Origin of the sequence: Marivirga salinae (assembly GCF_030503855.1) — a bacterium.
Lineage (GTDB): Bacteria > Bacteroidota > Bacteroidia > Cytophagales > Cyclobacteriaceae > Marivirga > Marivirga salinarum.
The window spans coordinates 3,847,197-3,862,121 of record NZ_CP129971.1 but is presented as its reverse complement, the minus strand read 5'-3'; the positions used below and the strand labels follow the sequence as shown (position 1 = coordinate 3,862,121).

Here is a 14,925-nt window from a genome sequence, read left to right as displayed (position 1 = left end):
TAAATATGCAAGGACAAGACTTTAAAATAAAGATTTGCGGGATGCGGGATAAGGAAAACATCCATAAGATATTAGAATTTGAACCCGATTATTTAGGCTTTATTTTCTATGAAAAATCTGCTCGATATGTATCTGAGGCTCAAATGAAGGAAATTATAAAGCTGAATTTTGGTGAAACAGAAAGAGTAGGTGTTTTTGTAAATGAGAACGTGGAAGTGATTTTAAATTATGCTGATAAAGGCTTTTTTGATATTGTTCAATTGCATGGAAATGAAGCTCCAGAAATGGTAAAATACTTAAAATCAGAAGGTTTGGAAGTTATTAAAGTGTTTTCAGTGGATGATGATTTTGGTACCAAGATTATAAACAAATATGCTGATGCAGATTACTTCTTATTTGATACTAAAGGGAAGTTACCAGGGGGAAATGGAGTCAAATTTAATTGGGATGTGCTAGAAAATAGTAAAATAAAAAAGCCATTTTTCCTCAGTGGTGGTTTGGGTGTAGAAGATATGGAAATGGTGAAAAATTTGAAGTCTAAAAATCTTTATGCACTGGATTTTAATAGTAAGCTGGAAGTTGAACCTGGATTAAAGGACGTGGGGAAAGTTCGAAAGGTAATTGCGAATTATGAATGAGAAATTATGAATTAGTTCAGATCGAATTTTGAAATAATTTTGGGAGTTTGAAGTGGGGAGATGGAAGTGAGGTATTCCATACTTAAGACTTATAACCTAAAACTTATAACTAAAAAAAACATGGAAATAAAAATAGATGAAAACGGATATTATGGAGAGTTTGGTGGAGCTTATATTCCAGAGCTTTTGCATCCGAATATCGAGGAGCTGAAAAATAATTATTTAAAGATTTCACAAGAGCCAGAATTTATAGAAGAATTCAAGGCTTTATTGAAGGATTATGTTGGAAGACCCACACCTTTATATTTAGCGAAAAGACTCTCTGAGAAACACGGTGCTAAGATCTATCTTAAAAGAGAAGATTTGAACCACACAGGGGCGCATAAAATCAATAATGCCATTGGACAAGCTTTATTAGCCAAGCGATTGGGCAAAAAGAAGATTATTGCCGAAACGGGAGCTGGTCAACACGGTGTGGCTACTGCTACAGCTTGTGCTTTATTGGATTTGCCTTGCAAAGTTTTCATGGGAGAGGTAGATATGGAAAGGCAAAAGCCGAATGTGGAGCGCATGAAAATTTTAGGAGCTGAGGTAATTCCAGCTACTTCTGGTTCCAGAACTTTGAAAGATGCCACCAATGAGGCCATGCGCTACTGGATTAATAATCCGGATGACACGCATTATATCATTGGTTCGGTTGTAGGGCCACATCCTTTTCCAGATATGGTAACTCGTTTCCAGTCGGTAATAAGTGAAGAAATGATGGCGCAATTGCAAGAACAAGAAGGCACCAATGCACCCGATTATGTAGTGGCTTGTGTAGGTGGAGGAAGCAATGCAGCTGGTGCATTTTATCATTATCTGAATAATGAAAAAGTGAAATTAGTAGCGGTGGAAGCAGCCGGTCATGGTTTAGATAGTGGTGAAACAGCCGCCACTACTGCCAGAGGAAGCGCGGGTGTTTTGCATGGATTTAAAACCTTATTGATGCAATCTGAAGATGGACAAGTGACAGAACCTTATTCTATTTCAGCTGGATTAGATTATCCTGGAATTGGACCTTTGCATGCCCATTTATATGCAAGCAAAAGAGGAATCTTTAAATATGTAACCGATAAAGAAGCCATGGATGCCGGAGTTGAATTGAGTAAATTGGAAGGCATTATTCCAGCAGTAGAAACTGCCCATGCTTTAGCTGCTTTAGATCAGTTTGAATTTAAAAAGGATGATATAGTAGTGGTAAATTTATCAGGAAGAGGGGATAAAGACTTGCAGACTTACATAAACTTTGGAAACTACTGATTAATTACGAATTACGAATTTTTTAATTAGGAATTAGTGATTTAGAATTGACCATTTTTTCTAGATTCTAGATTCTAGATTCTTTACTCTTGACTCTCACAAAATGAAAAACAGAATTGAACATATATTTCAGCAAAAGGATAAAGAAAAGCTGACGATTTATTTTACTGCCGGTTATCCTAATCTGAATGATACTAAAACTATTTTAAAAGCATTGGATAAAGCGGATGTGGATGTGATTGAAATTGGAATGCCCTATTCCGATCCTTTGGCTGATGGACCCACCATACAGCAGAGCAGTATGAAAGCTTTGGATAATGGAATGAATTTGAACACCCTTTTTGATCAACTGGCTGACTTAAGAAAAATTACAGATAAGCCCGTTTTTATAATGGGCTACTGCAATAATGTTTTGAAATACGGTACTGAAAAGTTTTGCCAAAAATGTGCTGAAGTAGGAGTGGATGGATTGATTCTGCCCGATATGCCAATGCACGAATTTAAATTGCAGTTTAAGCCTATTTTTGAAAAGTATAATTTGAAAAATGTATTTCTGATAACGCCCAAAACCTCAGAAGAAAGAATTCGGGAAGTGGATGCTCAAGAAGGAGGATTTATTTATATGGTGAGCAGTTCCAGCACCACGGGTGGAAGTTGGGGTGATAGTCCAGAAAGACTGGATTATTTAAAAAGAATTCAAGCCATGAATTTGAAAACACCAAGAATGGTAGGTTTCGGTATTAGCGATCATGAAGCCTTAAGCATGGTGAATGAATATGCAGATGGAGGAATAATTGGAAGTGCTTTTATTAAGGCTTTGGATGGGGATGATTTGGAAGGCAGTATTGAGGGTTTTGTTAATATGGTAAGAAATTAGTGATTTCGACACCCCCCTTCGCCCCCCTCAAGGGGGGAGTCTCACGGAATTATATTTGTTTTTTAATTTAATATAATTTCACTTTATAAAATTTACTTAAGTAGAAAAAAATAGTGATATACTTATGGTTTCTACTGACGTGAATCTGTGAGACTGTCCCCTTGAGGGGACTATAGGGGTGTTGTTTGATGGATTATGACCAATGAAATTTTGTTATATAGTGTAAAAAAAAGTAAATAAACCATCTAAAATCTGGAAGAACGACATCAAGTCTTGACTCTAGGTTCTAGACCCTAAAAATCTAAAATATGATTTTACAATTAGAAAAAAACATAAACAGCACCCAAAAAGAAGATCTAATATCCTCTTTGGGCAAATTCACAAAATCTGTGAGTGAGGTACAAACCCAAAAAGGCTTTTACTTGGTAGCCTTGGAGAAAGGAGATATTGACATCCGTGAAATAGGACATCTATCTGGTGTTAAGGATGTACATGTGGTATCTGATAATTATCAATTGGTTTCAAAGAAATGGAAGGTTAATCCAGCTGAAATTAAATTACGTGATGGCGATATCCTTTCACAGAACCATTTTAATATCATGGCGGGTCCATGTAGTATTGAAAATGAAGACCAAGTGGATGCCGTAATTGCTCATTTGGTGGAGAATGATGTGAAAATCATGCGTGGTGGAGTTTACAAGCCAAGAAGTTCACCTTATTCCTTTCGTGGCTTGGGCATGGAAGGCTTAAAAATGTGGCACGACAAAGCCAAAGCGGCTGGAATAAAAATCATAACTGAAGTGATGCAAGTTTCTCAGGTGGAGGAAATGTATGATTTCATTGATATCTATCAGGTAGGCGCCCGAAACACACAGAATTTCAATTTATTGGATGAGCTGGGTAAAGTGGACAAACCGGTGATGATTAAAAGAGGCGTGAGCGGTACAATTGAAGAATTGCTTTATTCTGCTGAGTATGTTTTTAGTGGAGGTAATGAAGATTTGATTTTATGTGAAAGAGGAATCAGAACCTTTGAAAACATGACCCGAAACACCTTGGACATTAATGCGATCCCGGTTTTAAAGGATAGAACTCATTTGCCAGTCGTGGTCGATCCATCTCATGGAATCGGTATAAGGAAGCATGTTGAGCCCGTTGCCTTGGCAGGAATTATGGCAGGAGCAGATGGAGTGATTTATGAATTACATCCTGATCCTGAAAAAGCGATGAGTGACGGACAGCAATCTTTATACTTTGCAGAGAGTACAGCAATGGTAAACAAAATGCGAAAAGCTTATGAGCTTAGAGGAGAGTTGAATTGATAAACTTTTATGCAGAAATGTTTTGTACTAGAGGGAAATGGAAACCCATTTCCCTTTAGTGCTCATTAACATCAAATCAAATTATTTCACTTAGATTTGATTGGTTATATTTTTATATAACAGACCAATTAAAATAGCAAAACCAAAGCTAAGTAATGTCCCAATTAAAATATATTCTGTGAGCTTTCGATCTTTAGCACGGGACAAATCTCCGAATCGAAATACTGATTTCGCAGCGATTAAAAACCCAATAGCTTGCCATTCTTCCATTAAGACAAATGAAAAAACAAACAATCGTTCTAAAATCCCAATGTATTTCCCTGCTTTAGATAATTAATCCTGATCTGAATCTTCCGGTAAATCCCATATTGACATGATAACTTTTATGAAGACTGCTACACCATAGGTAAGCAGTAAAATGCTTAATAATAAAAGCAATAGAGTGTTGGAAACTTGAAAGTCAAAATTGATTAATTGGGGATAATAATACCAAGCTAAACCTAAAATGACTACTAAATGAGCTAGCTGGTCAAATACAAACAGATATCGAGAATTGATCCTTTTTTCAAGATAGATTTTTATGATGTCAATTAAATAGTGGCTGATAGGAATGACAAGGAATGCTAACCAAAACTCAAAGTTAAATTGTAATAAAACCGATAATAAACCAGCATGAATGATGATATGAAAATATAGGAATTTTGATTTCCCTTTTTTTAATTGTTTGTCTTTTACCCAACGGTCTGGTTGAAATACAAAATCACCCAAAACATGAGCGATTAAAGCTTTTAGTAGAAATGAAATCATAACAATTGGGTTTGTTTCTTATAATAGTCAACTATTTTTTTCAGGCTGTCATATCCACTTCTATCAAGGGATGCGCTGATAGTACTTTGAGTTTTTTGTAATAGTTCTGCAAGTTGATTTTGGTTTTTATTAGGATTCTCAATGCTTGCTTTAATAGCTTCAGCTTGACTTGTTGTCCATTTATCTGCAATAAAAAGCACTAATTCCAGCATTATATTTAAGGGTTCGTCCCAGCTAGCATCATTTGATTTAATGGATAGAGTATTCTTTTTAAGAGATTCGAAGGATAAGCCTGAATTTTGATAGGCAATACCGTTTGATTCGGATATTTTTTCGGATATATAATCTTCCTTTCCTACTCCAATCCCGATTCTTACATCTTTGTTTTTAATTTGTTTAATGGTGGACTTGATGTGGAAAGCTGCCGTAATAGCTTTTTCAACTGGAAGTTTCAATTGGAAACTATCCCCTCTATAGATTTCCCATTTTTCTGGACTACTTCCATATTGATCTAAAACTGATTTAAGTTCTTTCAACCAATTAATGGATGCATTTTCAGTTGAATTAATAATGTCCCCTGTTATGACTGCGATCATTAGAATGCTTTATGTCTGATATAAATATCGTCATTATTATCGATAATTACAAATATAGATAATTATATCGATATAATAAAATATAGATGTATTTGTCGATATTTATCTATTTTGATGGAAATGTCAATAATAAATGGTGTTTATGAAAGTTATTTTTTCTTAATAACTACTTCGTCAAGCTTTAGTATTTCTGATTTAGCCTCCTCTTTTTGCTTCAAATCAATAAAATAGAAACAGATATCTCCTTCTTCATCTTTTTCTCTATAGAATGCTCTTGATTCATTGATACTTGAAATATGCTGTGTTGTGGATAAAATAAATCGAAGTTCATTAGAAGCTAGATTATAAGAATAAACTTCATTGAGCTCTTTTTTTCTATTTCTAATTAAATAGAAATCATCATTTGCATTATCCACAATCGCATACCAAATCTCTTTCTTTTTATCTTCAATTTCAGGGAAATTTTTGATAGTAGTTTGTGCATTTTCCAAATCATGTATGATCAGAGAATTCGCTTCTGAATGATTGATAATCAGATTATTATTGGCCACATAATAATCTACTAAATGACTCATTCCCTGGTAATATCTTGATTTTAAAGGAAGTGGTTCATTCAAGATTATAAGTTGAGAGTCTTTCTTATGAATTAAGGCAAATTGATAAATGCTGTGCTTTCTTGGTGCATTTGTATTTGGGGTGATCCCTATTATATAATCTCTAATGGGTATTTTCATTCCCGTTTGATACTCTTTAATAAAAAATTCAGCTGGGATTTCTTCTTGAATTGAAAACTGATTATTTTTAATAAGAACTTTAAAACCATGAGCTCCTAAAGCTACCGAAAAGGTGGAATCAGATGTGGGAACCACGCCCATAATAGCACCCCATTCTTTCTTCATTTTAATAGTATCTTCAATTAAACCATTTGGGTTTGCCAGCACTAAAAAACTAGCTCTCTCAGGTCTTATGATCACTTTATCATCAATAGGAATGATTTTACCCATATCGGCATTGGCCCTGCAAAAGAATAGGTTTCCTGTAGGATCAGATTGCGCATTAATTGAAAAACTATTGCATATCATTAAAAGAAATATGGTCAAACTCAAGAAAGTTTTCATTGTTTTTTGGGTTAAATGGGTTGTCAGTATTGATTAATAAACCTTTTTCGGTCGGGATTATAATTGATGGATTAAATGTGTTTTTAGGGAGTTCTATTTCTGCAGCTAGCTTTCCGTTTAGTTCAAAAAAGAGCAAGCTGAATCTAGATCGATAATAGACATTTGACCTATCTTCACTTTCATCAATTTCAATAGGATGCTTGTAAAGTCGAATTAACTTATCTCGATAGGGGTCGTAAACCATTTTTCCTAACTGAGGGCTGCCGATTAAATGCAACTGATTAGAAGCGAAATCATTAATATCAATACTAACTGCTTCTGCTAATTTTGCAAAAGAAATCTCCAGATTAATATTTTCAGTTTTGCCCTGCTTAATGCTTGTAATTTCAGGACTCATATTAAATCCTACAAAGATATTTTCATTGTAATAGTGGAAATAAGGTTTTCCACTCCAAGGATACCATTTTCCATTTTTGTAATTTTCCTTGAATATTTTCGGGTAATCAATAGAGGAGACTTCTTTGATTTTCCCATTATTTAAATTCAAGTAGCTTAAAAATTTATAGTCAATATAATCTTGATCATCAGGGTAAAAAGATTGAGTTGATATGCTGCAAAAGTAAAATTTATCTTCTATCAAAAAGGGAGAGGCATTTGACGACCAACCCGCACCAATTTCCATATCTTCAATTTCCCACTTTTGCTTTAAGTTTTTGCTGGTGTCAGTCAGGTAAAAAGTTAGTGGAAAAGCTTCATTATGGAAAAATATGGAATCGAAATCATGTACATGGAAATTTACCAATTCATTAAAGGAATTAGGCCCTTCTAAAGGAAAATCAATTATTTTTTCAACTTTTTCGTCTGTTAAGTTAATTACTTCTAGTTGTTGAGGATTTTTCGGGGACTGATAATCTCTAAAACGAAAAAGATAATCCGTACCATCAATATTCTTAAATTGAGAACTTGAGGTCATCTCATTAGTCTCATTATCTAGCTTTATTTTCATGCTATCAATTATTGTGAAACCTAATTTTTGATCATCAGTTCCTTCGCATGAGCTTATCAGTAAAGTAATAACGGATACAAGTAGAATTCTATACATTGGCAATAAGAATGGTTTTAATTAGTTATTAGTTAGTTAAATTTGAACTATAACCATAAAGCATGCAAGATATTATAAAAAAAAGAAAGAAATCAAAAAGCATCTTTTCAATCTTTAAATTTATAGTTTTTCTGTTTTTCTTTTTTACTTCTGTAGAATTATTCGCCCAATCGTATAGCAAACAATCAAAAATCCATTTTTCAGCTTTTCCAGGTTTTAGTAATCATACAGTAGATGAGATATCCAATCATTACAAATTGTCACTGAATCTAACATCGGGTGTTACTGGAAGCGTAAGTGGCATTGAGTTAGCACTTATTTCCAATTACAATTATGAAAAGTTTCAGGGTTTTCAGTTCGCTGGTTTTGCAAATGTATCAGGAGTTCATAATAAACTTAACCCAAAGGAAAAATTAGAGAATACTTTTAAGGGTATTCAATTTGCTGCTATCACTAACAAAACTTTTGGGAATGGGACAGGGGTGCAAATTTCTACTTTTAATACGGCAGCATCAGGTTTTAAAGGTTTTCAGTTAGGCTTTCTGACTAACAAATCTAGATATTTAGAGGGTGCTCAAATAGCAGGTTTAATCAATTCATCTAAGATCGGGATGGTGGGTTTTCAGATTGCTCCTTTATTCAATTATTCCGATGGACAGACTAATGGCTTACAATTGGGATTATTTAATTATGCTAGAACTGCAGGTTTTGGTCATGAATTTACCAGTTTGTTTAATGATACTTGGCAGATTGGATTAATTAATATTAGCAAGGTAAATAATGGAAATCAAATTGGATTGATTAATATCAGCGGTAACAATAAGGGAGTGCCATTAGGCTTGCTAAATGTTGATGCAAGTCATGGGCATTTGAGTTTCAGGTCAACAGATATGTTTTTATCGAATGTTGCCTTAGGTACAGGAAGTAGGTTTTTTGGTAATTTACTTCAGTTTGGGTATAATTTTTCTATTAGCGGCTTACCTATTTGGGGGATGGCTTATGGTTTGGAAAAAGAGTGGAGCAATCCTGAAAAAACAAAATTTTTACAAATCAATGCGAGCCTTTGGCAACAAAAAGCAAGAGATATAAAATTTTTAAAAGGGCCTAAGATATTGAGATCAGAATTAATTTATGGCTTTGAACTTACTAAGTTAAGAGATTTAGAAATTGGTGCAGCTATAAATTATCAATTAACTGCAGTAGAAAATCAAGAGCCTTCTTTGTTCTCAATGGGAAGTTTCTTCCCAGGAATTGTGATTGGGATACAATAAAAAATGGCAGTTAAAAACTGCCATTTTAATTTTCTAAATCTCTTTATTTATTATTCTTGTCCTTTAGTTTTTCCTTTATTCTTTTCTTGAACTAAATCCCCATCTTCCAATGTTTTAGAAATAGCCAAGAAAGGCCCTCTTACAACTTTTTGGCCGGCAGTCAAACCTTCTTGAATGTGAATATATTCAAAATCACTGATACCAGTTTTAACTTCCATCATTTTCACGGTATTATCATCTTGCACAATGAATACTACTTCTGCTTCTTTTTTAGGCTGTCTTTCTTGTGTCTCCTCACTAGAAGTAGAATCTTGCTTAATTTCAGGAGATCTCAAAGTAACGGAGGAAAGAGGCACAGTTAAAATATCTTCTTTGGTTTCTGTCATAATTTCTACACTGGCAGTCATACCTGGTCGGAAAGGTGAATCACCATCCTTCTTAATTAAATCCTCATATGAAGAATTCAAGATTTTTACTTTTACTTCAAATTCTGTAACTGCATCTTGAGAGGCTTTATCGTTGGCAGTATTTGCAATGGCAGTCACTACCCCTTTGAATTCTTTTTCCATATAAGTATAAGAATCTACTTCTATGTTAGCAGTATCACCAATGCTAATTCTAATAATGTCATTTTCATTTACATCAACTCGAACCTCCATATTATTCAAATTGGCAATACGCATCATTTCAGTACCTGCCATTTGCTGCGTACCAACAACACGCTCGCCAAGCTCAACGCTTAGTTTTGAAACGGTACCGTCCACAGGTGAATAAATGGTAGTTCTTCTCAAGTTCTCGCTAGCTTCATCTACTGTAGCCTGACTACTTTTTACGGTATATCTTGCTGCCAATACATTTTTTTCTGAAGCTACTTTATCATTTTCAGCTACTTGGTAATTTGCTAAAGCTGTTTCATAATCAGCTGTTGAAATAACCTTTTGTTCATATAATTTCTTCTGACGTTCGAAAGTTTGCTTTGCTTGAGTTAGTTGCGCTTTTGCACGTTCTAATGAAGCTTCGGCTTGTGCTAAAGATGCCTTTTGTTGGTTCAAATTAGCTCTTGCTCTTTCTAATGCACTTTGAAAATTATCAGGCCTGATTTTCACTAAAAGGTCATCTTTCTTCACAGGATCACCTTCTTCAACAGCCAATTCTGTGATTTCACCAGCCACATCAGGGCTGAGTTTTACTTCCACCACAGGTTGTACTGTTCCACTGGCATTCACTTTTTCAATTATGGTTCTTTTCTTTACTTCTTCCACTTCAACAGAAGTAGAAGGCGGTTGTCCTATTACACCTGATTTTTTACCTATAATTGCTGCAACTATTAATACAACAACAATTGCAATCAGGATATATAATGTTTTTTTTGATGATTTTTTCTTAGCCATGGTTAAAAGTTTAAAGGTTTCCCTTGATAAAAGTCCAGTACTTTAAGTTTAAATATATAATCGTATTTTGCTCGAATAAGGTCTGATTTTACTCTTTCGAATTCATTTTTTATCTGAGTGAATTCAACAGCATCAGTTGCTCCTAATTCCAATCTTTGTTCTGCATTTCTAAAACTAAGCTCAGAAGCTTCAAAACTGTTTTTCAATGCTTCATAGGATTTTGCAGCAGCTTTTACATCCAAATAAGCCTGTTCAATGGTTTGTTGTAATTGATTTTTAGCAGAAGTCAATTGATATTCAGTTCTTTTATGATTGATAATGGATTGTTGCACATTATTTTTCACTTGGAATCGGTTGAAAATTGGAATGTTTAAACTAAGTCCTAAAAATCGCCTTTGGTTAAAATCTAATTGATTCCAATAGGTGTTATCAGTAAATTCAGAAGGAACTTCTTGTTGTGTGATAACAACTTGACCCGTATTTTCTACAACTCCGATAGGGCGTGTGATAGTCGTGTTTTCAGAACCTAAAACTGGAAACTGCTCTGGTGCTGCATTTGAATAGTTGGTTGAAATACCAGCATTTAAACTTAAAGAAGGGTAATAACCACTTCTAGCCACTCCAATACCCTTCATTGCACTTTCTTTTCTATATTCTGCTGCTTTTATAACAGGCTGATTTTGCAAAGCATATTGATAAACATTAGAAGATGATTCCATCAAGTCCTCAGGATTTGGTTCAGGTAAATCAGGAATTTCAATATCAAAGGGTTGATCTGCTGGTATCTGTAAAGCTTGCTTTAATTGTAAATATGATATATCTAAATTATTTTGAGCTCTAACTACTTCCAACTCATCATTAGCTTTTTGTTGTTTGATTTGTAATAAATCTGCTTGTGCCAAAGCACCAATTTCCACTTGTTTCTCTACTCTACTTTCTTGACTTTCGGTAGTTAACAGTCTGAGTTTAGCTGTTTCAAGTAATTCTTTATTGAAAAGAATATTAGTGTAAAAAGTAACCACATTTAAAGTGACATCATTTTCAACACTTTCTAAATCTTTTTCTGCAGCTAATTGGCCATATTGGTCTCTTTTAATACTATTATATCTTTGGAGGCCATCAAATAAAGGCAAACTAGCATTTAGTCCTGCATTTTGAGAATTAATTCCTCTATCAATTATAGTATTCGTAAATGGATCGATGGAACGACCAGTGGATGTGTTTAATCCCAAATTTCCATTCAAATTAGGTAAAGTGCTCATCTTCGAGCCAAACAAATTTATTTCTGCACTTTCAACATCCAATCCTGATTGTTTTACCTGCAGATTATTTTCCAAAGCATAGTCTACGCATTTCTGCAATGACCATTTATCTTGCCCATTAGCATTTAATCCAACGGTTAAGAAAATAAATACAATAAAAATTCTAAGCATAATTTTAATTAATAGTTTACATGTCAATATCTGGAATGTAGATAACATCTATTACCCAATCCAGATTCTTAAGGTATTCTTGTGATATAGTTTTTAGTCCCGAGTCCATTTCAATTGCCAAGCAAGCGATGTCATTTTTTCCTTTTCTAGATACACTCATTGTGGCAATATTAGCTTTATCATTACTAATAATATTGGAAATAAATGCAATGCTCCCTTGAGTATCTTCTGCAGTAATGATTAAAGTATGCAGTGCAGCAGAAATATTGGCTGTAAATCCGTTTACTTTTGATATATTGATTATACCACCCCCTAAGCTTTCGCCAATTACTTCAACTTTTCTGTCCCCTTTGATTAAATTTAATTTGATGGTATTGGGGTGATAAGTTCCTGCGCTTCCAATTGACTTGAACGTATATTCAAGTCCTGCTTCTTCGGCTAGCTCAAAAGCTTGTTTAATGCGAATATCGTCTGTTTTATAATTCAACAATCCAGCAATAATAGCTTTATCACTTCCATGACCTTCATAGGTTCTGGCAAATGAATTGTAAAAGGTGATGATTGCCTCATCAGGAATTCCACCCAAAACCTTTACGGCTGCACGTGCAATTCTTACAACTCCTGCGGTATGTGAACTCGAAGGACCTATCATAACGGGACCAATCATATCAAAAATACTACTTCTTTCTGCCATTTTTTAAAATAAAACTCAATATTAGACAATTAATTGCTGCTGCAAAAGTATAATTGATGAATGGATAATTGAAGTTTTAAATGCGAAATAATTATGATTAATTACAATGGTAACTTAATTCCCTCTGGATCAGCAAGTTTGGAGGTGTCAAACAGAGGTTTTCAATATGGAGATGGGATTTTCGAGACTATAATTTTTAGAAAAAAAGAAATCATGTTTCTAAATGAGCATTGGGAAAGGATTTCTGAAAGTGTGAATGACTTGAAATTAAATTTTCCTTTTACAAAAAAGGATCTTGAGAAAACACTTTTGGAATTATTGGAAGTGAACGGGTTAATGGGGCAGTCTGCAAGAATGAAGCTCTATATCTGGAGGAAAGCTGGCGGTTTATATGCCCCAGATCATTTTGATGCTGAGTTTTTATTAACTGCTGATCAGGCTCAAAGAAAGAAAGTTCTAAAATTTGAAAAAGTAGGGTTAGCGGATTCAATTTTCTTACAAAAAACAGCTTTTAGTCATTTGAAAACGATTTCTGCTTTACCATATGTGATGGCAGGAATTGAAAAGAAAGAAAGGGGACTGGAAGAAATTATCTTGTTAGATCAAGATGGTTATGTGGCAGAGGCTTCTTCTTCCAATCTTTATTTTCTGGATTTAGGCAATCGAACAATCTATACCCCATCCTTACATACCGGATGTATAAATGGAGTGATTAGACGGTTTTTATTTAAAAATGCAAAACAGTTTGATCTTGAAATTAAAGAGGTATTGTGGTTGCCTGAAGATTTAATTTCAGATAAATTATCCATTTTTACTATTAATGTTGCTGGTGTAAATTGTATTCAGAAAATTTATACCACAAAAATGAGGGATTGCACAGAAGGATTGAAGTTATTGGAAGAGATTTTTAGGTGGTAGACTATAGATTCGAAAACTCTGGAATATCCTTTTCAAAAACCAATTCTTTTGCATCAGGTCTAAAGCAATAATGTTCTATTCCATTAGTGATAATCATATATTTAGCTTGAAATTGGCTATAATAATTTGCGATTTGCGAAAAGGTATTGTTTGATATTTTTACTTCAGGTGCTTTACATTCTATTAAAAGTAGCGGTTCCATTTTCCTATTGAAAACGGTCACATCTGTCCGTTTTTTTCTTTCATGATATTTTAATCCAGATTCTGATTTAATAAGACTGGCTGGATAGTTTTTATAGTGAATCAAAAACTGAATAAAATGCTGACGAACCCATTCTTCAGGTGTTAAAACCAAAAACTTCTTCCTTGTGGGATCAAAAATATGTATCTTGCCGTCCATTTTACGCAAGTTCACATCATAAGGCGGAAGATTTAATTTTTGCATTGGTTTCGCTTAACTTTGTGGCAATTTAAATGCAAATTACTGACAATTATTTAATCAAAACTCATAAATGAAGACAAAAAAAGAAATCGTAGACAATTGGTTGCCTCGTTATACTGGAACAGCTTTAGATGAATTTGGAGACTATATTTTACTGACCAATTTCATTAATTATGTTGAGATGTTCGCTAAACAATATGATGTAGAAATTAAGGGCAGAGATAAACCAATGCAAACCGCTACTGCTGAAGGAATTACCATTATTAATTTTGGAATGGGAAGCTCCGTTGCAGCCACTGTTATGGATTTACTATCGTCAATTATGCCTAAAGCAGTTTTGTTTTTGGGAAAATGCGGAGGGATTAAAAAGAAATCTAAAATTGGCGATTTGATTTTACCTTTGGCAGGAATCAGAGGAGAAGGTACCAGTAATGATTATATGCCGCCTGAAGTTCCAGCTTTACCATCATTCCGTTTGCAAAGAGCTGTTTCATCCATGATTAAAAAACATGAAATGGATTATTATACAGGTACAGTTTTCACTACCAATCGCAGGGTTTGGGAGCATGACGATGAATTCAAAGATTATTTAAGAAGAATTCGAGCAATGGCAGTAGATATGGAAACCGCAACCATTTTTTCTGTAGGGTTTGTTAATAGTATTCCTAGAGGAGCTTTGTTATTGGTTTCTGATAATCCTATGACCCCAGAAGGAGTGAAGACAGCTCAAAGCGATCAAAAGGTGACGGGTAGTTATGTTAATTACCATCTTCAAATTGGGATTGATTCATTGATTGAATTGAAAAACTCAGGCGAATCCGTGAAGCATTTGAAATTCACAGAAACTTTGTTTGATCAGGATTGATAATTATTTAAAACAAATTTCAGATCATAATTCCTGAATTTTACGAAGTGATACGGAATAAAATATAAGGAATCTTTAGAGAAAATGGTTGGTGGTACACCAACCATATACTTACCCTGGTCGGTGGCACACACCGACCAGGGTATATA

General features: G+C 34.2%; 15 protein-coding genes. 7 read left to right on the top strand and 8 right to left on the bottom strand.

Features of this window, described 5'->3' with window-relative positions; translation table 11 throughout:
• The first annotated feature begins 5 nt into the window (after positions 1-5).
• From QYS49_RS16090 to aroF, 4 genes are all read left to right on the top strand, one after another.
• A complete protein-coding gene (locus QYS49_RS16090; RefSeq protein ID WP_308348770.1) occupies positions 6-638 on the top strand; it encodes a phosphoribosylanthranilate isomerase in 633 nt (210 codons plus the stop codon).
• Positions 639-758: 120 nt separating this feature from the next.
• Positions 759-1,940, top strand: a complete 1,182-nt coding sequence (gene trpB, locus QYS49_RS16085) for a tryptophan synthase subunit beta (protein WP_308348768.1) — start codon at positions 759-761, stop codon at positions 1,938-1,940.
• A gap of 103 nt (positions 1,941-2,043) precedes the next feature.
• The gene (trpA, locus tag QYS49_RS16080; RefSeq protein WP_308348767.1) at positions 2,044-2,817 is read left to right on the top strand and encodes a tryptophan synthase subunit alpha; all 774 of its coding nucleotides are present in this window, start codon (positions 2,044-2,046) and stop codon (positions 2,815-2,817) included.
• A gap of 308 nt (positions 2,818-3,125) precedes the next feature.
• A complete protein-coding gene (gene aroF / locus QYS49_RS16075; protein ID WP_308348765.1) occupies positions 3,126-4,139 on the top strand; it encodes a 3-deoxy-7-phosphoheptulonate synthase in 1,014 nt (337 codons plus the stop codon).
• A 333-nt stretch (positions 4,140-4,472) separates the two neighbouring features.
• Here the strand turns inward: aroF and QYS49_RS16070 are convergent, their stop codons facing one another.
• The 4 genes from QYS49_RS16070 to QYS49_RS16055 all read right to left on the bottom strand — a co-directional run bounded on the left by QYS49_RS16070 (position 4,473) and on the right by QYS49_RS16055 (position 7,666).
• On the bottom strand, positions 4,473-4,946 hold the full coding sequence (locus QYS49_RS16070) for a DUF3307 domain-containing protein (protein WP_308348763.1): 474 nt from the start codon (positions 4,944-4,946) through the stop codon (positions 4,473-4,475).
• Entirely contained in the window at positions 4,943-5,542 is a 600-nt protein-coding gene (locus QYS49_RS16065; RefSeq protein WP_308348761.1) for a SatD family protein, read from the bottom strand. Before QYS49_RS16065 ends, QYS49_RS16070 begins: the two co-directional genes overlap by 4 nt.
• A 149-nt stretch (positions 5,543-5,691) precedes the next feature.
• On the bottom strand, positions 5,692-6,660 hold the full coding sequence (locus QYS49_RS16060; RefSeq protein WP_308348759.1) for a hypothetical protein: 969 nt from the start codon (positions 6,658-6,660) through the stop codon (positions 5,692-5,694).
• Positions 6,611-7,666: a DUF4221 family protein gene (locus tag QYS49_RS16055; RefSeq protein WP_308348757.1), complete on the bottom strand. Its 1,056-nt coding sequence runs from the start codon at positions 7,664-7,666 to the stop codon at positions 6,611-6,613. The genes QYS49_RS16060 and QYS49_RS16055 overlap by 50 nt, the downstream gene beginning before the upstream one ends.
• A gap of 158 nt (positions 7,667-7,824) precedes the next feature.
• Here QYS49_RS16055 and QYS49_RS16050 point away from each other — a divergent pair, with 158 nt between their 5' ends.
• Positions 7,825-9,033: a hypothetical protein gene (locus QYS49_RS16050; RefSeq protein ID WP_308348756.1), complete on the top strand. Its 1,209-nt coding sequence runs from the start codon at positions 7,825-7,827 to the stop codon at positions 9,031-9,033.
• Positions 9,034-9,083: 50 nt separating this feature from the next.
• On the opposite strand, the gene QYS49_RS16045 is transcribed toward QYS49_RS16050, so the two are convergent.
• Genes QYS49_RS16045 through sdaAB form a run of 3 tightly spaced genes read right to left on the bottom strand, consistent with a single transcriptional unit; the run spans position 9,084 to position 12,551 of the window.
• The gene (locus QYS49_RS16045) at positions 9,084-10,424 is read right to left on the bottom strand and encodes an efflux RND transporter periplasmic adaptor subunit (protein WP_308348755.1); all 1,341 of its coding nucleotides are present in this window, start codon (positions 10,422-10,424) and stop codon (positions 9,084-9,086) included.
• 2 nt (positions 10,425-10,426) lie between these two features.
• Positions 10,427-11,857 (bottom strand): TolC family protein, encoded by a 1,431-nt coding sequence (locus QYS49_RS16040; RefSeq protein WP_308348753.1) that lies wholly within the window; start codon positions 11,855-11,857, stop codon positions 10,427-10,429.
• 16 nt (positions 11,858-11,873) lie between these two features.
• Positions 11,874-12,551, bottom strand: a complete 678-nt coding sequence (sdaAB, locus tag QYS49_RS16035) for an L-serine ammonia-lyase, iron-sulfur-dependent subunit beta (RefSeq protein WP_308348751.1) — start codon at positions 12,549-12,551, stop codon at positions 11,874-11,876.
• Between the two features lie 93 nt (positions 12,552-12,644).
• Here sdaAB and QYS49_RS16030 point away from each other — a divergent pair, with 93 nt between their 5' ends.
• Complete coding sequence (locus QYS49_RS16030; protein ID WP_308348749.1) at positions 12,645-13,469, top strand: aminotransferase class IV; 825 nt, start codon at positions 12,645-12,647, stop codon at positions 13,467-13,469.
• 1 nt (position 13,470) lies between these two features.
• On the opposite strand, the gene QYS49_RS16025 is transcribed toward QYS49_RS16030, so the two are convergent.
• Positions 13,471-13,914: a type I restriction enzyme HsdR N-terminal domain-containing protein gene (locus QYS49_RS16025; RefSeq protein ID WP_308348747.1), complete on the bottom strand. Its 444-nt coding sequence runs from the start codon at positions 13,912-13,914 to the stop codon at positions 13,471-13,473.
• A gap of 67 nt (positions 13,915-13,981) precedes the next feature.
• Between QYS49_RS16025 and QYS49_RS16020 the strand changes: the two genes are divergently transcribed.
• A complete protein-coding gene (locus QYS49_RS16020) occupies positions 13,982-14,776 on the top strand; it encodes an AMP nucleosidase (RefSeq protein ID WP_308348744.1) in 795 nt (264 codons plus the stop codon).
• Positions 14,777-14,925: the final 149 nt, after the last annotated feature.

Excerpts from the sequence above, each read along its gene's own strand:
- QYS49_RS16050 (WP_308348756.1), top strand. The coding sequence starts at position 7,825 with ATGCAAGATATTATAAAAAAAAGAAAGAAATCAAAAAGCATCTTTTCA.
- QYS49_RS16020 (WP_308348744.1), top strand. The coding sequence starts at position 13,982 with ATGAAGACAAAAAAAGAAATCGTAGACAATTGGTTGCCTCGTTATACT.
- sdaAB (WP_308348751.1), bottom strand. The coding sequence starts at position 12,551 with ATGGCAGAAAGAAGTAGTATTTTTGATATGATTGGTCCCGTTATGATA.
- trpA (WP_308348767.1), top strand. The coding sequence starts at position 2,044 with ATGAAAAACAGAATTGAACATATATTTCAGCAAAAGGATAAAGAAAAG.
- trpB (WP_308348768.1), top strand. The coding sequence starts at position 759 with ATGGAAATAAAAATAGATGAAAACGGATATTATGGAGAGTTTGGTGGA.
- QYS49_RS16090 (WP_308348770.1), top strand. The coding sequence starts at position 6 with ATGCAAGGACAAGACTTTAAAATAAAGATTTGCGGGATGCGGGATAAG.
- QYS49_RS16070 (WP_308348763.1), bottom strand. The coding sequence starts at position 4,946 with ATGATTTCATTTCTACTAAAAGCTTTAATCGCTCATGTTTTGGGTGAT.
- QYS49_RS16030 (WP_308348749.1), top strand. The coding sequence starts at position 12,645 with ATGATTAATTACAATGGTAACTTAATTCCCTCTGGATCAGCAAGTTTG.
- QYS49_RS16055 (WP_308348757.1), bottom strand. The coding sequence starts at position 7,666 with ATGAAAATAAAGCTAGATAATGAGACTAATGAGATGACCTCAAGTTCT.
- QYS49_RS16060 (WP_308348759.1), bottom strand. The coding sequence starts at position 6,660 with ATGAAAACTTTCTTGAGTTTGACCATATTTCTTTTAATGATATGCAAT.
- QYS49_RS16040 (WP_308348753.1), bottom strand. The coding sequence starts at position 11,857 with ATGCTTAGAATTTTTATTGTATTTATTTTCTTAACCGTTGGATTAAAT.
- QYS49_RS16045 (WP_308348755.1), bottom strand. The coding sequence starts at position 10,424 with ATGGCTAAGAAAAAATCATCAAAAAAAACATTATATATCCTGATTGCA.
- QYS49_RS16025 (WP_308348747.1), bottom strand. The coding sequence starts at position 13,914 with ATGCAAAAATTAAATCTTCCGCCTTATGATGTGAACTTGCGTAAAATG.
- aroF (WP_308348765.1), top strand. The coding sequence starts at position 3,126 with ATGATTTTACAATTAGAAAAAAACATAAACAGCACCCAAAAAGAAGAT.
- QYS49_RS16065 (WP_308348761.1), bottom strand. The coding sequence starts at position 5,542 with ATGATCGCAGTCATAACAGGGGACATTATTAATTCAACTGAAAATGCA.